16 protein-coding genes are annotated in these 21,691 nt (G+C 55.6%); 14 read left to right on the top strand and 2 right to left on the bottom strand.

Translation table 11 applies throughout. The features are described 5' to 3' along the window. Positions 1-8 precede the first annotated feature (8 nt). From H7A51_04740 to H7A51_04715, 6 genes are all read left to right on the top strand, one after another. Positions 9-437, top strand: coding sequence for a hypothetical protein (locus H7A51_04740; GenBank protein ID MCP5535528.1), 429 nt, complete (start codon positions 9-11; stop codon positions 435-437). 56 nt (positions 438-493) lie between these two features. Beyond that, positions 494-1,273, top strand: coding sequence for an SDR family oxidoreductase (locus tag H7A51_04735; GenBank protein ID MCP5535527.1), 780 nt, complete (start codon positions 494-496; stop codon positions 1,271-1,273). Between the two features lie 6 nt (positions 1,274-1,279). Beyond that, positions 1,280-1,906 carry a trimeric intracellular cation channel family protein gene (locus H7A51_04730; protein ID MCP5535526.1) on the top strand — a complete coding sequence of 209 codons (627 nt, stop codon included), beginning with the start codon at positions 1,280-1,282 and terminating at the stop codon, positions 1,904-1,906. Between the two features lie 108 nt (positions 1,907-2,014). Further along, the gene (locus tag H7A51_04725) at positions 2,015-3,067 is read left to right on the top strand and encodes a hypothetical protein (GenBank protein ID MCP5535525.1); all 1,053 of its coding nucleotides are present in this window, start codon (positions 2,015-2,017) and stop codon (positions 3,065-3,067) included. Between the two features lie 170 nt (positions 3,068-3,237). After that, complete coding sequence (locus H7A51_04720; protein ID MCP5535524.1) at positions 3,238-4,146, top strand: hypothetical protein; 909 nt, start codon at positions 3,238-3,240, stop codon at positions 4,144-4,146. Between the two features lie 582 nt (positions 4,147-4,728). Then, entirely contained in the window at positions 4,729-6,159 is a 1,431-nt protein-coding gene (locus H7A51_04715; protein MCP5535523.1) for an FAD-binding oxidoreductase, read from the top strand. A gap of 20 nt (positions 6,160-6,179) precedes the next feature. Here H7A51_04715 and H7A51_04710 read toward each other — a convergent pair whose 3' ends face one another. Then, a complete protein-coding gene (locus tag H7A51_04710; protein ID MCP5535522.1) occupies positions 6,180-7,019 on the bottom strand; it encodes a hypothetical protein in 840 nt (279 codons plus the stop codon). 124 nt (positions 7,020-7,143) lie between these two features. Between H7A51_04710 and H7A51_04705 the strand changes: the two genes are divergently transcribed. Next, a complete protein-coding gene (locus H7A51_04705; GenBank protein MCP5535521.1) occupies positions 7,144-8,523 on the top strand; it encodes an arylsulfatase in 1,380 nt (459 codons plus the stop codon). A gap of 46 nt (positions 8,524-8,569) precedes the next feature. Here H7A51_04705 and H7A51_04700 read toward each other — a convergent pair whose 3' ends face one another. Beyond that, on the bottom strand, positions 8,570-9,940 hold the full coding sequence (locus H7A51_04700) for a DEAD/DEAH box helicase (GenBank protein ID MCP5535520.1): 1,371 nt from the start codon (positions 9,938-9,940) through the stop codon (positions 8,570-8,572). Between the two features lie 399 nt (positions 9,941-10,339). On the opposite strand from H7A51_04700, the gene H7A51_04695 reads away from it, so the two are divergent. From H7A51_04695 to H7A51_04665, 7 genes are all read left to right on the top strand, one after another. Then, positions 10,340-11,368 (top strand): family 43 glycosylhydrolase, encoded by a 1,029-nt coding sequence (locus tag H7A51_04695; protein ID MCP5535519.1) that lies wholly within the window; start codon positions 10,340-10,342, stop codon positions 11,366-11,368. Between the two features lie 9 nt (positions 11,369-11,377). Then, complete coding sequence (locus H7A51_04690) at positions 11,378-14,113, top strand: glucosylceramidase (protein MCP5535518.1); 2,736 nt, start codon at positions 11,378-11,380, stop codon at positions 14,111-14,113. Positions 14,114-14,286: 173 nt separating this feature from the next. After that, entirely contained in the window at positions 14,287-15,003 is a 717-nt protein-coding gene (locus H7A51_04685) for a PEP-CTERM sorting domain-containing protein (protein MCP5535517.1), read from the top strand. Positions 15,004-15,112: 109 nt separating this feature from the next. After that, positions 15,113-16,735 (top strand): alpha-L-fucosidase, encoded by a 1,623-nt coding sequence (locus tag H7A51_04680; protein MCP5535516.1) that lies wholly within the window; start codon positions 15,113-15,115, stop codon positions 16,733-16,735. 249 nt (positions 16,736-16,984) lie between these two features. Beyond that, the gene (locus H7A51_04675; GenBank protein ID MCP5535515.1) at positions 16,985-18,556 is read left to right on the top strand and encodes an arylsulfatase; all 1,572 of its coding nucleotides are present in this window, start codon (positions 16,985-16,987) and stop codon (positions 18,554-18,556) included. Between the two features lie 69 nt (positions 18,557-18,625). Next, positions 18,626-20,200, top strand: coding sequence for a sulfatase-like hydrolase/transferase (locus tag H7A51_04670; protein ID MCP5535514.1), 1,575 nt, complete (start codon positions 18,626-18,628; stop codon positions 20,198-20,200). An 89-nt stretch (positions 20,201-20,289) separates the two neighbouring features. Beyond that, a complete protein-coding gene (locus H7A51_04665; GenBank protein ID MCP5535513.1) occupies positions 20,290-21,684 on the top strand; it encodes a sulfatase in 1,395 nt (464 codons plus the stop codon). The last annotated feature ends 7 nt before the right edge of the window (positions 21,685-21,691 follow it).

Below are 21,691 nucleotides of genomic sequence, written 5' to 3'. Positions count from 1 at the left end.
ATCTGACTATGGATATTCAAATTGCTACTCTCTGTGATTTTGCCGCTGATTATAACGGTAAAATGGTTGTTTCCGGAACGATTGACGTGCTTGCCGCGCCAGCATTGCCTGTGGTCCAGCCACATTGCTGCCTCGCCCTGCGTCTGTGTATTACACCGGACGACAACGGTCCCCACAAGTTCTCGGTCAACATCATCGATGGTGATGGCAAATCCCTCGATGAGAAAATGCCCATCGATGCTGATATGCCCGTTGAGCTTCCCGACAATGTGCCGTTCCTGCACCGCAACCTGATCCTCAACCTGCAAGGGCTCAAGTTCTCCGAGGCCGGTGTCTACTTCATCGATATCAGTATCGATGACGAGCTGATCCAACGTCTGCCGCTGCGTATTGTGAAGGTTGACGCGCAGCAGAAGCCACAACAAGCACCTGCCTAGGTATCAACATGCACACCTCTCCGGTAGCGGACACCTCACGGCGATACCGTTGCGCCCTGGTCACCGGGGCGTCTTCGGGTCTGGGGGCTGAGTTTGCCCGGCAGCTTGCACCGGAGTGCGAAGCCATGATCCTGGTGGCCCGACGTGGTGACCTGCTGAAACAGCTTGCCAGCGAGCTTGACCTGTCGTCACCCGGCACCGAGGTTCATTGTGTGCCTACGGATCTAACGCATGTCGGTGACCGGGAAGGGCTTTTTAAAATGCTTGAAGCGATGGCGTTCACGCCTGACCTGTTAGTCAATAACGCCGGGATGGGCGACTACGGTGAATTCAGCTCATCGTCATGGCGGAAAGTGGATTCGATGATGCAGGTGAACATGGTGGCACTGACTCATCTGACTCACGGATTCCTACCGGGAATGATCGCGGGTGGAGGAGGGGATATCCTCAATGTCAGCTCATTGGCGAGTATTCTGCCGATCCCTGACTTCGCGGTTTACGCGGCCACCAAGGCATACGTCACCAGTTTTTCTGAAGCGCTACGCATCGAACTCAGGAGTCACGGGATCAACGTGTTGGCCCTGTGTCCCGGTCCTGTGCATACCGCGTTTGGTAGCGTCGCCCAGCGCGGCGGGCACGCCAATGTGACCCCCGGCGGGGAAATGGTTTACGTCAGCAGCGAGCAAGTTGTTGCCGAAGGCATTTCCGCCCTGCAGCGGGGCAAGGCGCGACACTATCCCGGCTTGAAAGTCGCGGTTGCAGCGGCAGCCATCGGTTTGCTGCCCATTGCGGCACTTCGGCTCATCATGGGACGGCGGCCACGCAAAGGCTTGTAGCCAGACTTGCCGCGCATATCTCACAACCTGCCTGCTGTGATGCTCTATTATTGGGATATTATTGGTACTTTTCTCTTTTGCGTTTCCGGTGCCTTGGCTGGCAGGCAGAAGGGAATGGATTTTTGGGGGACCTTCGTGATGGCTCTCGTCACCGGGACAGGCGGTGGCACTGTGCGAAGCATTCTGATAGGTGATGTGCCCCCTCCCGTTTTCATCGACCCGGCCTATGTGGTCATCGCCGCGATTGCGACACCCTGTGCGACGGTTTTTCCAGCTTTGTGGGATAAATTCCGTCGGGAGATATCCGTGGTTGATGCCTTCGGTCTGGGTGTGTTTGTGTGTATTGGCACGCACGTTGCGGTGGACCATGGTATGTCGTGGTGGGCTTCTGCGGGTATGGGGGTGGTCACGGCCACCTTCGGGGGAGTGATCCGTGATATCCTGCGCACAGAGGTGCCCTTGGTTTTCCGCAAGGAGATTTATGCCACCGCCGCCTTGGTGGGGGCGATGCTTTTGTTAGGCTTGGAACACCTGGGCCTCGAAAAGAAATTCAGCATTCCCATTACCACCGCCTTCATCGCCGGAGTGCGACTACTGGCAATTCGCTACGCATTGAACCAGTCATCCCGGTAACGGATAGAATGACCGGTGCACCGGCAATTTGTGATTGAGGTCATCGGCGGATGGAGCCATTTTAGGGGCAACATGAACTCCCGCCCCAAACTGCCATCTCCTGTTTTTATGATGTTAGCATGTGGGGTTATTCTGCTTGGCTCCTGTGATAAATTGCCGTTTATCGGTGGTAAAAAAGAAACCCAAAAACCGGACGCAATAGAAACGCCGGCCCCGAAAGAGGAGGCTCAGGCCCGGTCTGAAAATGGAGCGGCTGCCGGTGGTGGGCCTTTGGCGAAACCCGGGGCCGGGACACCCGATCTACAAGCGGGTGAACATATCCTCTACCGGTCACCCCAGCCATTACCCGTGGGAACCGTTCTTCTCACGACGGTCAGTGAGACCCATCAAAGCAAGACCAGCTACGATGCCGGAGACCAGAAGCCTGCCCAGGTAACCGAATCTGTCACCGACAAGCTCAAGGTTTTCGGTCGGGTCATCGATAGTGACCAGCAGATTACGCTCTACGTTAAAACGGACCAGTCCGAAAAAGCAATTCAGTCGTCCGCCCCCCAAAAGACCATGAATCCACTACACGGCAAGGTGGCTGTGATCACGAAAGAGGGCGAAACGTGGAATATCCGTCTAAAATCGGGAGAGGCAAGCCAAGCCGAACAGCAGGGCCTGGATGAGTTCCTGATAGACTATAACACGCCCGATGACTTGATCCTTTACGGAGTTGTGCCGCGCAAAGTGGGGGACGTTTGGTGTGTCGATCCAACCCAAATCCCGTCGTTTCAAAAACCTGGCTATCAGGTTCAGTCCGGGAGTTCATGCAAGGTGAGGTTCAAGGAGGTGATAAACCACCAGGGGCATCCATACGCTCTCTTGGAAACGGAACTCGATATCCATGTGCTGATAACCGAGCCCTCTTCGACGAACACCACGGAAACAGGATCGGTGAAAGCTGAAATCAAGGCCAAGGGGAAAAACCTGGCCTACCGATCGCTGGTCTACGGACTCAACCTCTCGGAGCAGGTCCATTTGTCGATTACGACCAAGAGAATCGCTCCGAACAAAAATGGCTACGGGGTGGCCCTGTCAACGGGATCGATTACGGAGAACACCGTCACCGAGCTGGAGTTGCAAAAACCCAGCCAACCGGTTCCCGGACTGAAATAGCGGCACTTCCGGGTGGCAAGGTGTTTTTTGGGAGAGTAGAAGAGCTTTGCAAGCTCTTGGGCAGATTGTCAATACGGTTGGAAACCATGCAGCCATACGCCGCCAGCGATTCATTTCACGCCCCTTTTTGTGATTGCTTTACGCCGTGGATTGGACAGTGTGGCATGGCTATGAAACTAAAATATATGATACCGATCGCCTCCCTCGGAGGTGTGTTTTTACTGGCTTCCTGCAAGGAGTCGTCATCGACCGGAAGTGGCTCCGGTGAATCCGCTGCCCCGGTGGACCCTGCTACGGTGGGACATGTTCTCTACAGCGAAACATTGCTTCTGCCTGTCGGAACCGTGGAAACAAAGACGGATACCATGAACCTCAAGGATGCCGTCCTGAAAATGTCCATGCAGGGGCAGGAGATCAATGGAACCATGAACCGCCACGGCGAATCCGTAAAGGTCAGGACCATCGACAGTGACACTCAAATCACCGTTGAAATTCAAAAAGACCAGGCAGGGGGGTCCATGGAGATGAATGGCCAGCCTGTGCCGCAAGCTGACCAGACCGAACCACTCCACGGGCAAACCGTGGTATTGACCAAAACCGGTGACGCTTGGGCGGGAAAACTCAAGGAAGGCACAGCCACCCCCGAACAAACCAAGGCGATCGAGAAAACAGCCAGAAACATGGGAGAACCTGACGCAAAGTACATTTTCGGTGACACTCCCCGTAAAGTGGGTGATTCATGGGATGTCGATCCTACCCACCTGAGTTCGTTCGGCGGTGGTATGGACAAGCTGACCGGGACGTTCAAGGTCACTTTTGAGTCGATAGCAAAGCACGCCGGTCTCGACTGTGCGGTCATCGTAGCCGAGATCGACCTCAAAGGGAAGACCGACGAGGGCATGGATATGCAGATGATCGGCAAAGTCACCACACTCCAGTCGATCAAGTATTGCGTGGCCATCACTTTCAAGATGGAGGGAAAAATGATCATGGACGGCGCCATCCAGGGAGGTGCTGGAACCATGCACATGGAGGGGCCCATGAAGATGGAAGGTGAGTCGGTCATCAAACTACCCTAGTTTCTTCCGCCGCAGCTTGAAAAGAATAGGAAAATAGAAAAATAGGAAAAACAGAGAAGACACAAGCTCTTCGGCCAATGCCTCCATTTCATCGGAATGGGGGCATTGACTTGCGTGGGCGGATGGTTACAAACTCCCAACAGGCGGTGGGGGATGGCAATGTGAACCAAACGTGCCGGGTGCTGCCCATCGAAGGTCGACCGGCAAAGTTGGGGGAAGGGGCGCAGGAGGTTGATAAGGGTGTTGGTAAGCATGTTAACAAGTGGTGGACAACTTGTGAAAAATTTGTGAACAACATGTGGATAGATGGCGGTGTCTGATGAGCTTTTCAGGATGTTTTCCTATGAAGGAAAAATAGTATAAATGATAGTATCTATTTGATAGATATAAAGATACCAATAAATTTACGGTGCATTCAATCATCGGGGGTTCTGCGTTGCTACATTGGACGTCGACTCGTGCTGAGTGTGCTTATGGAGACCTTTTTTCGCTGGGGTGGACAGTCCGTGTATTGTCTCAGCGGGCCGCAAAAATGATCTGGAAATGGATGGTGTATCCGGTCCGCGCCGCTAGACTTACGGCATGTTAAAAAGCCACGAACGCCGCCGGTTTCTTCGCACGATGTCGATGGGGAGCCTGGCGTGTTTGATGGGCTCCGGCAGAGTCCCGGCCCGGGAACCCGCTGTCAAGGTGAGCCCCAGACTCCGCTTCCTTAGCCCGGAGTCTGAAGGTTACGTGGACGCGTGCAGGCTCTTTAACAGTCGGCTCCACTTTCAACCCGCCCTTGTCGCCGATTGCAGCACCGAGCAAGAGGTTGCCCAGGCCGTGGCCTACGCCCGCGCCCAAAGGCTGCAGGTGACCGTCAAAAGCGGTGGGCATAGCTTCGAGGGGTTCAGTTCGAACAACGGGGGCATGCTCATCAATCTCTCAGGGATGGTGAAGGTGGACTACGATGACACGAACCACACCGTCAAAGCCCAACCGGGCTGTCGACTGGGGCAAATCGGCTCGCTGCTTCTCTCCCAAGGCCGCTTGTTACCCTCCGGCTCCTGTGCTGGCGTCGGACTGGCCGGCCTGGCCCTTGGGGGTGGGTACGGGCTGTTCGCCCGGAAATTCGGCCTGACCTGTGACCATCTTACCGGTCTGCGTATGGTTGATGGTCACGGCCGGATTCATGACAGCGCTGACGATCCGCTCAAGGGAGCCGAACTGCTGCATGTCTGCCGGGGCGGCGGCAACGGTAACTTTGGTATCATCACCGAGATGCGCTTCAACACGGTGGTCGCGCCCAGGCTGTTCAGCAGCCAGAGGCTCGGATTCCGCAAACTCACACCCGCCCAGGTCGATGAACTCGCCAGGCTCTGGTTTGTCGCGACCACGGAGCTGCCCGATGACGTGTTCTCCGCCTTTGTGCTCAATGGCTCGAGCTTGACCGTGCTGGTGACTTTTTTTGACAAGGGGACCGGGGCCCACGTTGACAAGGTGTTTCAACCCATGCGTGCCAAAGCCTGGAAATCCGGAGCCGTGCAGACCGCCCCCACGGGCAGTGCGATCGTGCGCTACTACGGTCGTCCCGGTCCGCTTCCCTTCAAGAATGCTTCCGCGGGGTATTACCGCGACTACCAGCATATCGCCAAAGCGGTTCCCGCGATCGCCAGGCAGGTCGCCAGTGTGTCGGGAACGGTCTGGCAGATCAATACGCTTGGCGGCCGGATTGCCAACCCGGAGTTTGCCAGGCAGTCGGTTTACCCTCATCGCAGCTACCCATGGCTCGGGGAAATCCAAGCCTACTGGGACGACCCCAAGCATGAGCAGCGTGCCGTGGAAAACGTGGCCAGGGTGCAGGCGATGCTTGCCGCGAGCGGGGTGGGCGACCACTACCGGAATTACCCGGACATCCATTTCAACAACTGGGAAAAGGCGTATTACGGGGATGGTCTCGACCGGATCCGGGCGATGAAAAGGCAGTATGACCCCGACAACACCATCCGCCACCCGCAGAGCGTCAAGTAGGGGCAAGCTGAAAACGCGCCCTACTTCACTCCATACACCTTCATGATGCCATCGATCAGGTTGTGATGTTGCTTGGGGGCATCCTTTTTCCACTTGGTGAAATACCCCTTCAGGCTGAGTCCTTTTTTAGCAGGCGTGGTGTTGAGGTAGCGGATGGCCTCCCAGTGACCGGGGTTTTTCTCAAATACCGGCAACATGGCAGCGGCCATCGCGCCATTGAGAGGGCGTAGCGTCGGGTTCTTGCGGAGTTCCGCATGGTGTTTTTTGTAAAAGGCCGCCAGACCCTTGAGGTCCACTTTCTCATACTTCGCCATCGTGGTGTCGGCATGCTTTTTCAAACTGGGGGCGTAGCTCCTCCAGTGCGGATAGGGCGGCTTGGCGGCCCAATCGACCGCCATGGCACGCATGCAATAGAGCGACGCCATCTCACAGAGGGTTTCCTCGAACCACTTGTTGTCGCCACCGTCGGCACGGTATCCGCAGAGGACGTGGCACAGTTCATGCGCCCATTGATAGGCGTATTGGCTCCAGAAGGTGTTTTGGGTATCGAGTTTGACGATGACCTCCCCCTTGTCGTTGCGTTTGTAAAGTGTGATCGGGCCATGGTTTCCCCGCTGGACGACGATGGGCTCTATTGGATAACCGGGAAACTGTTTCCAGAGCGGCTGGCCGGCGTACTGCAGCACCTTGGTGATATCCTCCTCACCGGCATCAAACCCACGGGCCTCGACCCGGAAGCGAAGCGGCATCACGACGGCATCGGCTTCCTGGCTCATTAACGGGCACAATCCGCCCGGGAAGGTGAAAAACCAAGCGATGAGAGCCGTTTTTACGAGTGGTGCGGGTAGGGCGGTGGTCACAACGGGGGGAAATCTTTGTGCGTGTGAGGAAAATTGTTGATGTTTTGAGCGTAAGAGCAACAGCATTCCCGTGTATACTGGTTTGCAAGAAGGTTCTTTCAGATCCGACCTTAGCCACTGACCCATGAAAATACACTCTGTTCTCAGCCACGCCGTCGCGGCCATTGGCGCTGCGACGCTGTCCTTCGCAGCTCCTGCCAAACCCAACATCATCTACATCATGGTCGACGACGCCGGGATTGGCGATTTTTCCAACTATGGGGGGAAACACATCAAGACTCCGGTGATGGACAGGATGTCAAAAGAGGGTATGCAGTTCAACCGTGCCTACAGCGGTAACGCCGTCTGTGGCCCGACCCGCTGTGTGCTGATGACCGGAATGCATCCAGGCCATGCGCTGCGTCGCGCCAACCAATCCAAGCATGGACTGCTTCCGACGGTGAAGGGGACACCAACCGTGGCCTCCCTGCTGAAAAAGGCGGGGTATGCCACCGGCGGATTCGGAAAATGGGGGATCGGTAACGTCGGGACCGAAGGGGTGCCCGAGAAACATGGCTTTGACCTCTGGTATGGATACTACGACCAGGTCCACGCCCACGACTACTACCCGACCTTTCTCATCCGCAACAGCAAAGAGGTGAAACTGCGTAAAAACGAGGGGGGCAAAAAAGGTTCATACACCCACTACCTGATCGAGGAGCAGACGATCAAGTTCATCGAGGACCACAAGGACGGCCCCTTTTTCTGTTACGCGGCCTGGACGCCGCCGCATGGGAAATATGTGATCCCGGACGATGACCCGTGTCTCAAGCACTACGCGGACAAGCCGTGGAGCCAGACGGTGAAAAACTACGCGGCGATGGTGACCCTGCTTGACCAGGGGGTGGGGCGCATCATCGCCAAGTGCAAGGAGTTGGGTATCGCGGACAACACGCTCATCATCTACACCTCGGACAACGGAGCCAATGGCCCGTTTATCAAAGCCCTCCAGAGCTCTGGTGGCCTGCGCGGCGCCAAACGCTCACTTTATGAAGGTGGCATCCGCGCCCCTATGGTGGCTTATTGGCCGGGGAAGGTGGCGGCTGGCTCAAACACGGACCTGCTGACGTCCCAGGTCGACCTCATGGCCACGGCCGCTGAAATGGCAGGTGTCAAAGCTCCTGATAATGACGGCATCTCAATCCTTCCCACCCTGCTCGGCAAGGATCAGAAAACCACCCACAGGTTCCTGTATTTTGAAATCTACGAGGGGGCGTTCCAGCAATGTGTCCGTATGGGCAACTGGAAAGGCTACCGCAAGGGCACCAAAGACCCCGTAAAGCTCTATGATCTGTCCAAAGACCCGGCCGAGAATAAAAACGTCGCAGCAGGTCATCCTGATGTCGCCAAAGAGATCGATGCCATCATGACACGCGAGCATACCCCGTCCCCCCATTACTTTACTCCCGAACACGCCGGTGACAAAAATCCCGACAAACCGGCCAAAAAGAAAAAAAAGAAGTAGGGGGAGGGAAGTTATCCGTTATTGCTTATTCGTTACCAGGGCGGCACTAGCGCCCTCTCGAGTTCCTGCGCCGGGTATTGCCTCTGCGTGAGCCACCCGGGCCACCGGTTTTGGCACCGGCTGGAGAATGGAACGTGCTGCCCTGGGTTTTACCCTTTTTCTTGGCCGCCTGACTGCGGGCAGGCCGGGGGCCACGTGCCTGGCGGGCCGCGTTTTTACGGGCCGCAGCTGCTTTTTGCACCTCGCTCGCCGTCGGTGCCCGGTCGGGCCAAAGCTGGGGGGCAAAGCCTTCAATGTCGGTGAGTTGGATCTTCTGGGAAATGAGTTTTTCAATGGCGGTAAAGTAGGGACGTTCATCATTACAAACCAGGGAAATGGCATCACCCTCCTCACCAGCCCGTCCCGTCCGGCCAATCCGGTGCACGTAATCCTCGGGGATGTTAGGCAGTTCGAAATTGATCACATGGGGGAGGTTGGCTATGTCGAGCCCACGGGCTGCGATGTCGGTGGCGACAAGCACCCGGACCTTGCCGTCCTTGAACCCTTGCAGCGCCTTGGTGCGCGCACCCTGGGTTTTATTGCCATGGATGGCACTGGATTGAATCCCCGAGTCATCGAGCTTTTTACTCAGTCGGTTCGCGCCGTGCTTGGTGCGGGTGAAGACAAGCACCTGCTCCCAGTTGCCGTCCTTGATGAGCTTGACCGTGAGATCGGACTTGGCTCCCGCATCACAGCGGTAGGCTGTTTGCCGCACCTTTTCAGCCGTCGTTTTTTCCGGGCTGATCTCGATTTTGATAGGATCCATCAACAGCTCCTGGGTCATGGCGCGGATCTCCTTGGAAAAGGTCGCCGAGAACAGAAGGTTCTGACGTTTCTTCGGCAGCATCTTGATCACCTTGCGGATGTCGTTGATAAATCCCATGTCGAGCATGCGGTCGGCTTCATCGAGCACAAGCATATTCACCTGGTCGAGTTTGCACGCCCGCTGCTGGCAGAGGTCTAGCAGTCGGCCCGGCGTTGCCACCAGGATATCCACACCGTCACGGAGCTGGCGGATCTGCGGGTTGATTTTGACCCCACCAAACACCACCGCACTCCTGAGATGGGTGTGGACACCATAGGTCTTGATACTTTCCTGCACCTGGGCGGCAAGCTCGCGGGTGGGGGTCAGCACCAGTGCCCGGATGGGACGGGAGCGCGACGGTTTGAGGCTGCCGGTTTCATCCAGGATCTGGATCATCGGCAGGGTGAAACCAGCGGTTTTGCCGGTGCCCGTCTGGGCGCATGCAATCACATCCCTGCGCTTCAGCACCGCGGGTATGGCCTGGGCCTGGATGGGCGAGGGGGTGTCGTAGCCTTTGTCGGCTACAGCACGCAGGAGGTCGTCGGATAGTCCGAGATCGGAAAATTGGTTCATATTTGTTTTGTAGTTAGGGGATGGGTAGAGCCAAGCCGTCCTTTCATAAGGTGAACGGTGTGTCGTGACTCAAGGTCTGCCAGTGTCTAAAAAAGAGACACGGGTCAAGTTCGGTATGTGTTGCTGACATCGGGATCGCACATACCGCGCGACAACGCGGGCACAAGATGCCCTGAAAGTCGAAAAGAGCAACCACCAATACTGGAAACTTCCATTTGGCCTTGATCGTTGTGGCTGAAAGGCTTTGGGTAATCCGCATTCACCTTGCGGATTGACAGCGTGATGCCCGCCATCCTGATAGCTGTCCTGCGCCATCAGCATGGTCCGGCCGCGTCTTTTTAAACCGCCTCCCCTAAACAGGGTATAGGCAGGAAGTCGCGTTTGTGTATAATAATTAACATGAACAAGCTGGTTTTCATCATCGGTTTATGGAGCACCATCTCGGCATACGCCCAGTCGACCGGGTCCGCTTCGCCGAAATCACGAGCGGACTATGGCAAGGTCGTGGTGTCGCGTTCGAATGTGACCGGAATTGGTGCAGAGAAGGGCGTGATGCGTCGCGACCCCAGCGATATCATCAAGGTCGGTGAGCTGTACTACGTGTGGTATTCCAAGGGGCCTAAAAAAAGCGGCTACGATGCGACGCTGTGGTATGCCACCTCGCCGGACGGCAAAGCCTGGACAGAAAAAGGAATGGCGCTAGCCAAGGGGAACAAGGGAAATACGGGAAATACGGGGAAGCCGGGTTCCGGTGCCTGGGACGAAGCCAGTGTCTTTACACCTAACATCCTGGTCGCCGAGGGGAAATACTGGTTGTTTTATACAGGCATTTCCTCCAAGCCGAAGGTGATGCCCGATTCCAGGATCGGGATTGCGGTCGCCGACTCACCGGATGGTCCATGGCTGCGATTGCCTAACAACCCGGTGTTAAGGAACAGCGACAAGCAGGAGGACTTCGACAGCCACCTGATCGACGATGCCTGCCTGATGGTGCGTGAAGGCAAATACTGGCTCTACTACAAGGGACGGCAGTTGGGCAAAAAGCCATCACACACCCAGATGGGGCTCGCTATCGCAGATCATCCGCAGGGTCCCTATGTCAAACATCCGGATAATCCGGTGATCCCGGGAAACCATGCCGTTTTGGCCTGGCCGCAGGGGCAGGGGGTGGCGGCAATGATCGGGGACACCGGACCGGCGGACATTATCAAGACGATCCAGTATGCAGCCGATGGTGTCCACTTTTCAAAAACGCACGATGTGATAGACGGTCCAAGGGCGGGTGGGTTTTATCGCCCCGAGGCAATTTCCGTTAGCGACAAAGGAGGCCTTCCCCATTGGGGGCTTGAGATCGGGACAGACGGGAAGCTGCCTTATCTCAAACGCTTTGAGTGTAAGGTCACCCCAACCAATGAGTCGGCGGAATAACGAAAAAATATGAAAAAAACAGCAATCCACCCACGCCTCGACAACAGCAGTTGCGGGGCCTCCGACACTTGCAGCCCAACGTCGATAGCACGGCGCAATTTCCTTAAAACGACCGGACTGACTGCGGCGTTGCTGGCGGCCGGTCGGGTGCCGGTGATGGCGGGTCCCTTTTCGCCCGCGGATTTCGACAAGATCATCCCCGCCGACAAGAAGTTGAGCAAGGACTGGATTGCCGGTCTCTATGCGCGGGGCGAGGCACTGACGGCGACGGCACCGGATTTGAAATATATCGGCATGCCGATCAATGGCATTTGCACGGGACAGGTGTATCTCGGCGGTGATGGCCAGCTCTGGCATTGGAATCTGGGTGGAGCGCGTGACACGAAGAATAACACCCCCAAGGGACCTCGATTTGTCAGCCCGGATGTCGCGCGGTGCCCGATGAGTCAGGGCTTCGCCATCAAGGCGGGAGGTAAGGAGTTTTCGCTGGACGGCAAGGGGTTTGCCAAGGTGGAATTTACCAACCAGTATCCCATGGCTACTGTGGATTTTGCTGATGCGAGCTGCCCGGTGGAGGTGCGACTTCAGGCCTACACACCGTTTATTCCACTCAACCGGGATGACTCCAGCTACCCTGTGATTGTGATGCGTTACACCCTCAAAAACACGTCGCCGGGTGACCAGAAAGTAGCGATTGCCGGTTGGATTGAAAACATTTCTAACACCAAGTCTGGAAAGAGACTCTGTGTGTACCGCGAATTGGACAGCCTCTCAGCGGTTGAATGCTCGGCGACAATGGGGAAAATCAAAGTAGGTAAAAACAAAGCTGCCAATGCCCTTGGTATGGGCTCGATGGCGTTGGGGTTGATGGGCGGGGGATTACCCGACATTGTGGATATCGCGCGTCGTCAGCCCGGCGGCGCTGGTGTGTTTGTTGCCAAGCCGGACGGCCTGGAAAACGGCGCGGTTAGCGAGCTGGATTTCAGTGAGCGGGCATTTGCTTCGCTTGGAAAATCGGTCGAGTTAAAACCGGGTGAGTCCCAGACTATCAGCTTTGCCCTTTCCTGGCGCTTTCCCATCACCCAGTATACCAAGGAATTCGGGCGTAAAACCCTCAAGGCACCCAATCATTACGCAACACTCTGGCCAACCGCAACAGGCGCATCCGCCGCTGTCGCCCAGCGTGAAAATGAACTCTACGGCACCACCCGGAAATGGGTGGATACCTGGTATGACTCGACCTTGCCGTACTGGTTCCTGGAACGCACATTTGTCACTGTGAACTGTGTGCAAACCCAGCTCGGGCAGCGTCTCGGTGCGCACGGCAAGGAACCCGAGTACTACAACTTTGACGAAGGCGTCAAATGCTGCCCGGGGAACTGCACACACGTCTGGCATTATGCGCAGGGACTGGCACGGGTGTTCCCACAGATCGAACGCGAATGCCGGGACAAGGTCGAGTTCGGCCTGGGCTTCGACCCGAAGTCCGGGGTCATGCGGCATCGGTATGGATCTGGAAAATTTGGTGATGCCATCGATGGCAATTGCGGTACGATCCTACGTGTCTTGCGCGAGAGCCAGATGACGACGGACTACAGCTTTCTCAAAAGCATTTGGAGCCGGGTCAAGGTAGCCATGGATCATGTGATCCATAAATGGGACGCCGACGAGGACGGCATGCTGGAAGGGCCGCAGCACAACACGCTCGACGAGCCATGGCATGGACAAGTGCATTGGTTGATCAACCTCTACCACGCAGCCCTCAAAGCCTCTGCGGTGATGGCTCGACAGATGGACCAGCCTGCCGTCGCGCAACGCTACGAAAGCATCGTTGCCAAGGGGGCACCCGCGATGGTGGATCTGCTCTGGAACGAGAAGTTTGGTTATTTCATCCATAAACCCGGTGAGTCGGATCATGAAAAACACGGTTCCACCAACGGCTGCCATATTGACCAGGTCCTGGGGGATTCATGGCTCTGGAATGTCGGTATTGACCCCATTTTGCCCAAAGATAAAATCCGCAAGAGCCTGGAGGCGCTCTGGAAATATAACTTCACCCCCGATGTAGGTGCCTTCCGCAAGGTGATGACCAATGGTCGCTGGTACGCCACGGCGGGCGACGCAGGTCTGGTGATGTGTACTTTCCCCCATGGGAAAATCGAGCCCAAGAGCGGCAAGAAGAGTTACGCGGGCTATCTCAATGAATGTATGACCGGCTTTGAGTGGCAGGTCGCCGCCCACATGATCTGGGAAGGGATGACGGAAGAAGGCCTGGCCATCGGTAAGGCGATCTACGACCGCTACCAGCCCAAGGATCGAAACCCGTATAACGAGATCGAGTGCAGCGACCACTACTCGCGTGCGATGGCCAGTTACGGTGCCTACATGGCTGCCTGCGGTTACCAGTATGACGGACCCGCAGGGAAACTCGCCTTTGGCCCTCGGCTGACGCCGGAAGACTTCCGCGCAGGGTTTACGGCGGCCGAGGGGTGGGGTGGCTTTTCACAGAAAGTGGCGGGCGGGCAACAGACGGCATCGCTTGCTCTGCACTATGGCAGTCTTGATCTGAAAGAGTTCGCTGTGGATGTGGTTGACGGCACCCAGGCCAAAACGGCACTGTCAACGATTGACGACAAGGAGATCGCATCGGATTTCAAACATGAAAATGGTCGCTATGTGGTTCGTTTTCCGCAGGGGCTGGGTTTGAGGTCGGGACAGACCCTGCGCGTGAAGTTTGTGCCGTAAGTGCGCTCCTTCAAAATCCATCATCTTTTCGTCAAAATATACCCTTTTCTGGGTATATGCAGGATTGGGAATATGTGTATGATGGAGTCAAAGAATCTGAGTTAGCCTTGCACATCCCAAGGCCCAGGTCCACCTAACAAAAAACGACTCATTATACAATGAAAACCACTACTATGAAAACCACTCTAGGAATCATCGGCGCTGCACTCTGCGCGAGCACCCTATCTTCTCAAGCCGTTGTCCTGGTACAATACAACTTTGATGACGACGCAACCCACAAAATTCCGGATGTGTTAGCCACTCACCTCTCCGCAGGCGGCCCGACAAGTCCTGACTTTGATGACTCAGTCACTTCCGAAGCAAACCTATTTACGTCGGAGGGGCAGGGTGTTGAGAATGGCACTGCGGATAACATGTCGGCGGCTTGGACTTCCGGACAGTATTGGGAGTTCAGTATCACCGCTGACTCAGGATTCACATTCGATCTGGATACGCTTACATTTGATATTGGCAAATCGGCTAATGGTACCAACGATTGGGCCATCAGAACAAGCGTGGATGCTTTTGCGGCCGATGTGGAATACCGGAACCAGGGAACGCTCGGTACAGCTACGACCCAGACCGTTAATTTCAATACGTTTGCCGATACCGGCATGTCCGGAACCAGTGGTGGCGGTGAAGGCACTTTCACTGCTGGCCAATTCGACGGATTGAGCACGATTATGATTCGGATTGCTTATGATGACAGGCAAAACGACACCGATAGTGCGAGTGCAACTCGTCTTGACAACTGGACGGTAAACGGCTCTGTCAACGCTGTTCCCGAGCCATCAATTACCGCTCTTCTCGGCCTGGGTGGTCTCGTACTGCTGCTGCGTCGCCGTAGATAATTAAACTGTTTGTGTATTCACCGGTGGGTGGAGGTTTCTCTGCCCGCCGGTTATTCTTTGCACACTGACCGACTCCCCATCAAGGCCCCTCCAAGATAGATTACACATAATGAATAGGAAACAACTTAAAGTTCTAACATCCATTATGGCCTTGGTTCTCTATGCCCAGGCGGGTCTTTACGCCCAAACAGCCAGGAAACCCTACGACGGCTCGTGGGAGTCATTACAAAAAATGCCCGTCCCTGCCTGGTTTGACGACGGCAAGGTCGGCATCTTCATCCACTGGGGGCCATACAGCGCCATCGGTTACCGTAAGGGAGGGCGAGGCTACGCCGAGCACGTGCCCAAAATGCTCTATTCCGATCCGAAGCATTATTACCCCTACCTGCAAAAGCGCTGGGGAAAAACACCACCGGAATTCGGCTACAAAGATATCATCCCGGAGTTTAAAGCTGAAAATTGGGATCCGGATGCCTGGGCAAAGCTGTTCAAGGAAGTGGGGGCGCACTATGTCGTGATGACCGCCGAGCACCACGACGGCTGGGCGAACTGGGACTCCGATCTAACACCGTGGAACGCGGTGGACAAGGGACCTAAACGCGATCTGGTAGGGGACCTCGGGAAAGCACTGAAGAAACAGGGCCTCAAATACGCACCGTCCTATCACCGCGAACGCCACCAGAGTTTCTTTACCAAGAAGCAGTATGTGGTCAATGCCGTGCCGCATGACGCGATCGTTGAAGAGATCAAGCGCGTGCCGGAAGCAGTCTCTCTCTACGGTCCGTTCGGCACCACTAAGGAGTTTGTCGACGACTACGTGGCCCGCTGGAAAGAGATCCAGCAAAAGTACCAGCCCGACTTCCTCTGGATGGACGATTTTCCCATCTACACCCGCGATGGCAACCAGGTGCGAAAAGGAAAAGCCAAACCGGAGGTCCAGTATTTTGATGACCGAGTCCGTGGCATGATCACCGATTTCATGAACGACGGCGCTGCCCGTGGACAGGCGGTTTATGTCAACAACAAGGGGGCCAACCGCAACTGGCCCGACGGCGTCGGCTGCCTGGAAAAAGACAACCTCAAGCTCAAGGTGATCGGTCCCAAGTGGCAGAGCTGCACGACCTTCGGAACCTCCTTTGGCTACCTGGAAAACGATACCTACAAGGCGATTGAAAGTGTCATCCACGAGATGATCGAGGTGATCAGTCGCAACGGGAACTTCCTGGTCAACATCGGCCCGAAGGCGGACGGCACCATCCCCGAACCACAGGTCGAGCGCCTGCATGCCATGGGGCAATGGCTCAGAGTCAACGGGGCTGCCATCTATGGATCCCGCTACTGGAAAGTGTCCGACCAGAAGGACGAGCACTTGGTTTTCACCACCCGTGGCAAAAATCTCTACGCCATCAAGCTGAAACAACCCAAGGCGGCATTCACCATCACCGGAACAGCCGGTTGGAAAACCGACCAGATTCAGGCAATACAACTGCTGGGGTCCGACGCCAAAGTGACGTGGAGGATGACGCCGCAGGGGGTGCGGATTTTTCCACCGTCCGACTTGGGCCCAAGCCAGTATGCCTGGTCGTTTGAGCTTGTGACCACCGAACAGCAGCACCACCCGAACGTGATCGTCCGTGATGCATCCTCAGCGCTCAAAGGCACCAAGGATGTCGATCTGGAGGGGCATGACCCAGGTGGGAACAAGAAAAAAAAGAAAGCCGGGAAGCGGTAGCTTCAATACACCGACCTCTGGAAAATTACGCCCCTGCGCCCCGGATTCACCAAACAAGTGGCAAAGAGAGGTCTACCCTACCAACGGTGTGAAGATCGTGCAACCATACCCTTTTTTGGGGATATGCAAGATCTGGAATTAGTGTATTCTGGAAGCTAATAGAGTGAAACGTAGCCAAAGTCAAATTCCCACGTGGGTCATAACATGAATAACAGGATACTGAACAGAGTCGCCGGCATGTGCTCGATGATGTCATTCTGGGTGACATCGATTTTTGTGTTAGTTGCCCTGGCTGACACTCAGGCTGCGACCAAACCTAACATCGTCTTCATCATGACGGATGATCAGGGGTATGCGCCGGTGGGCGCACACGGGCACCCTTGGATACGGACACCGCAGCTGGACAGAATGTACGCCCAGTCGGTCCGCTTTGACCGCTTTATGATGGGCTCGACCTGTGCCCCGAGCCGGGCAGGGATTATGACCGGTGTCCATTCGATCAAAAACGGGGTGACACACACGATCTATGAACGTGAGCGCTTGAACCTGAAAGCCATCACCATACCGCAGGTGTTGAAGCAGGCTGGCTACACGTCGGGTTATTTTGGCAAATGGCATCTGGGCGATGAGGCTCCTTACCAACCAGAGAGCCGGGGATTTGACGAGGTGTTTATCCACGGAGCCGGGGGTATCGGGCAAGCATACCCAGGCTCGTGTGCGGATGTGCCGGGTAACACCTACTTCAATCCAGTGTTCAAACACAACGGCAAGTTTGTCCAGACCAAGGGCTATTGCACCGATGTCTTATTCAAGGCCACCCTGGGCTGGATTCAATCGGTCAAGGATTCCGATAAACCGTTTCTCGCCTATCTATCAACCAATGCACCGCACAGCCCGTTTGTGGCACCGCCAACCTATCAGAAGGTTTTTCTGGATCTCGGGTTTAACCATAAAGCGGCCGGATTTTACGGCATGATCGAGCATATCGACGACTGCATGGGGCAGCTGTTCAACCAGCTGGAAGAGTGGGGGATCATGGAGAACACGATCATCATCTTTACCTCTGACAATGGTACGACAACCAGCGGTTGCGGACTAAACGGCAAGGCTGGTCGTCCCCAGGTGAAGCTCGGTACCGACCAAGAGGGCAAAGCGATGATGTCCTACAACGCAGGCATGAAGGGCCTCAAGGGAACCGTCGAGGAGGGCGGTGTCCGGGTGCCGTTTTTTGTGCGCTGGGGTGGGGTGATTAATGAGGGGCGAACCGTGGACAGGGTGGTCAGCTATCTCGATATCCTGCCGACCTTGGCCGACCTTGCAGGCGCTGAGCTTCCAGCAACGCAAAAATTCGAAGGCCGAAGCCTGAAGCCTTTGATGCTGGAGAAAGACCCTGCTTGGGAGGACCGGCTGCATTTCCAGCATGTGACCCGCTGGAATCGCGGCGAAAATCCCGATGCATTTAAGTGGAAAAGCTACTCCGTGCGCAACCAGCGCTTCCGGCTCGTTGAAGGCGTGCTCTACGACATGGAAAATGATCCAGGGCAGACTGTGGATGTGACGGCACAATACCCGGAGCTTGTTTCCGAGATGAAAAAAGCCTACGGGAAGTTCTGGGATGATGCCCGTCCGCTCATGGTCAACGACGGCGTGCCGCTGGCAAAGGAAAAACCGTTCCATGTCGATTTCAATGCCCAGAAGGCGAGCACCGGTATTCCCGAATGGCAGGCGCCCACCCTGAAGTGGGATGAGTCCTATACCGGCGGACCGACCGGAGCCGGAAAAATGAAAACCGAGAAAAGAGGGCGCAAAAAAAGAAGGTAGCTCTTCATGATTTCCTAACAAACAACCACCAGGACAACAACGAATATTTGAACCGTGTGACATCAAACGATGAATAATAAATGCAAAATCTTGTTGGTTTTAGGCGCAATGCCTTTGTTGATGGTTGGTCTGAGCACGGAAGCACCTGCAGCGAAACGACCCAACATCCTGTTTATCGTGGCCGATGACCAGGCCGCCTTTGATCTCAAGGTCTACGACCGGAATTCGTCACTGGAAACCCCGGTGATTGACCGGCTCGCCGCCGGGGGGATGGTGATCGATGGTGCCTATCAGATGGGAGCCTGGTGTGGCGGCGTATGTACTCCGTCGCGCCACATGATCATGTCCGGTCGCACGCTTTGGCATGTGCCGGATAAAACAACACCCGGTAGGAGCCCGCTTTCCGCGGACCCAAGGCATGTGCCGGCGGACCTGGCGGATCATACCTTGGCGGCGGTGTTTAATGCGGCGGGCTACGACACCATGCGAACCTGCAAAAAAGGCAACAGCTACGCGGCCGCGAACAAGAAGTTTACCGTGGTGCATGATTCCACCAAGCGGGGCGGCACCGATGCGACCGGCAGTGCCTGGCACGCGAAACAAGTGCTCAACTATCTTGAGCAGCGCGAGGCATCTAACGATAAGGCGCCGTTTTTGATCTACTTTGGTTTTTCTCATCCCCACGATACCCGGGATGGGAAGCCCGAACTTCTCGCCAAATATGGCGCGGTGAACCACAAGGATAAAAAAAGCCTCCCTCCGGCAAATCCGAAACAACCGAAGCTTCCCTCCAATTATCTCCCCAGGCATCCGTTTAACAATACGGACCTCAAGGTGCGCGACGAGGTTGATGTCAGCGGGGTCTGGACCAACCGTGATGAGCGCACCATTCGCAATGAGCTGGGGCGCGAGTTCGCCTGTAGCGAGAATATCGATGTCCAGATTGGCGCGGTCCTGGAAAAACTGAAGCACATGGGCGAACTGGAGAACACCTATATCATCTACACCTCCGACCACGGAATGGCGATCGGTCGACACGGACTGCAGGGGAAGCAGAACCTCTACCAGCACACCTTCCGCGTCCCCTACATCGTCAAAGGCCCCGGCATCAAACCAGGCACCCGTGCGACGGGAAACATCTACCATCTCGACGCGCTTGCAACCCTCTGCGACCTCGCTGGAATTGAAGCGCCGAAGACCAGTGAGGGTATTAGCTTCAAACCGGTTCTCGAGGGGAAAAAGGACTCAGTTCGCGAGGTGCTCTACGGCGCATATTGCGGTGGTGCCAAACCCGGTATCCGCTGTGTGAAAAAAGGCGACTGGAAACTAATCCGCTATGAATCGACCAAGGAAGGTGTTTGTGAAACCCAGCTTTTCAACCTGGCCGAAAACCCCGATGAGCTGTTGCCCGAACACCACGATCCGACGGTGATTGCACTCACGCATTCCACACCGAATCCGAAGCAAACCAATCTCGCAAAAGATCCGGCCTATGCTGGGAAACTCAAGGAAATGGAGCTGCTTCTGCTCGAAGAGATGCGCAAGCACTTCGACCCCTACCGCTTCTCCAATCAGCCAGGCGACGGCAAGTTGCCAGTGCCTGCCGCAAAAGAACCCGGGCGTAGGAAGAAGCCGAGAAAATAGCCGAAGAATCAATCAATGGACTTTGAACTGAGTATGAGTGAATCACAAAAAGGTAAAGAAAAGGGCTGGCTCCTGGCACGATGATGATGATGAATAAATGGACAGGGTTTCTTCTGGGGGTTTGTTTGGTTAGCAGTGTGTTAGCTGAAGGCAGACAGCCGCCGAACTTGGTGATAATCCTCACCGATGACCAGGGCTATGCCGACCTGGGATGTTTTGGTGGCAAGCATGTCAATACTCCGAGAATCGATCAAATGGCGAAGGAAGGTGCACGCCTAACCAGTTTTTATATGGCCGGTGCGGTTTGCACGCCGTCGCGCGCCGCCTTGATGACCGGCAGCTATCCCAAGCGGGTTGGCATGGCCGAAAACGTCTTGCTCGCAGGCGATCCCAAAGGGCTCAATCCGTCTGAGTTGACGATTGCCGAAGTGTTGAAATCGGCAGGCTATAAAACAGGCATGTTCGGCAAGTGGCACCTCGGTGACCAGCCGGAATTCTTGCCTCGGCAACAGGGCTTCGATGTGTTTTTCGGCATACCTTACAGCCACGACATCCATCCGTTTCATGGCAATGACAAAAAATACCACTTTCCACCACTACCGTTGTTAGAAGATGCGACGGTGGTCGAGCTGGAACCGGACGCCGACTACCTGACTAAGCGCATTACCGAGCGGGCGGTCCGTTTCATCCAGGAAAACAAGGACGCGCCGTTTTTCCTCTATCTCCCACACCCGGTGCCCCATCGACCGATCTCCGTGTCCCCGCCGTTCAGGAAGAATGTGCCCGATTCGCTGAAAGCGAAACTCGCCCAGGAGAAACAAAACAAGACGATCGACTACCCCACCCGGGATAAAATGTATGCTTCTGCGATCGGCGAAATCGATTGGTCGGTCGGGCAGGTTCTGGAAGCCCTGAAAAAGTATGGCATCGATGACAACACCCTGGTGATCTTTACTTCCGACAACGGACCGATGGTAGGAAAGGCCACTCCATTGAAAGGTAAAAAAGGGTCTACCTTCGAGGGTGGTATGCGCGTGCCCACCGTGGTTCGCTGGCCTGGCAACATACCGGCGGGCGTTGACCGGGATGAACTCATGACCGCCATGGATCTTTTGCCGACTTTTGCGAAGCTGGCTGGTGCTGGAATTCCAGATGACCGCGTAATCGACGGTAAGGACATCTGGCCGGTGTTGTCCGGGAACGGGGATGCCCCCCACGAGGCCTTCTTCTACCATAAGAAGAATGCACTTGCAGCGGTGCGCTCAGGAAACTGGAAGCTGCACGTGAAAGGTCGCAAACCAGTCGCACTCTACAATTTGGCGACAGATATCGGAGAGAAAAAGAATCTGTTGAGGGACAACCCCGAAGTGGTTGCCCGGTTACAAGGATACATCAGTGACTTTGAGAAGGAGTTGGCTCAGAACAGTCGCCCTGCTGCTTCCGTGGAAAACCCCAAAGCATTGTCGACCCGTAAAACGCAGTAAATCAAAT

Source organism: Akkermansiaceae bacterium (genome assembly GCA_024233115.1).
Classification (GTDB): Bacteria; Verrucomicrobiota; Verrucomicrobiia; order Verrucomicrobiales; family Akkermansiaceae; genus Oceaniferula.
This window is presented reverse-complemented; position numbering and strand designations above follow the sequence as displayed.

Coding starts and splice junctions, on each gene's coding strand:
- H7A51_04740 (MCP5535528.1), top strand. CDS start 9: ATGGATATTCAAATTGCTACTCTCTGTGATTTTGCCGCTGATTATAAC.
- H7A51_04670 (MCP5535514.1), top strand. CDS start 18,626: ATGAATAATAAATGCAAAATCTTGTTGGTTTTAGGCGCAATGCCTTTG.
- H7A51_04705 (MCP5535521.1), top strand. CDS start 7,144: ATGAAAATACACTCTGTTCTCAGCCACGCCGTCGCGGCCATTGGCGCT.
- H7A51_04725 (MCP5535525.1), top strand. CDS start 2,015: ATGATGTTAGCATGTGGGGTTATTCTGCTTGGCTCCTGTGATAAATTG.
- H7A51_04700 (MCP5535520.1), bottom strand. CDS start 9,940: ATGAACCAATTTTCCGATCTCGGACTATCCGACGACCTCCTGCGTGCT.
- H7A51_04665 (MCP5535513.1), top strand. CDS start 20,290: ATGAATAAATGGACAGGGTTTCTTCTGGGGGTTTGTTTGGTTAGCAGT.
- H7A51_04715 (MCP5535523.1), top strand. CDS start 4,729: ATGTTAAAAAGCCACGAACGCCGCCGGTTTCTTCGCACGATGTCGATG.
- H7A51_04690 (MCP5535518.1), top strand. CDS start 11,378: ATGAAAAAAACAGCAATCCACCCACGCCTCGACAACAGCAGTTGCGGG.
- H7A51_04695 (MCP5535519.1), top strand. CDS start 10,340: ATGAACAAGCTGGTTTTCATCATCGGTTTATGGAGCACCATCTCGGCA.
- H7A51_04685 (MCP5535517.1), top strand. CDS start 14,287: ATGAAAACCACTCTAGGAATCATCGGCGCTGCACTCTGCGCGAGCACC.
- H7A51_04680 (MCP5535516.1), top strand. CDS start 15,113: ATGAATAGGAAACAACTTAAAGTTCTAACATCCATTATGGCCTTGGTT.
- H7A51_04675 (MCP5535515.1), top strand. CDS start 16,985: ATGTCATTCTGGGTGACATCGATTTTTGTGTTAGTTGCCCTGGCTGAC.
- H7A51_04720 (MCP5535524.1), top strand. CDS start 3,238: ATGAAACTAAAATATATGATACCGATCGCCTCCCTCGGAGGTGTGTTT.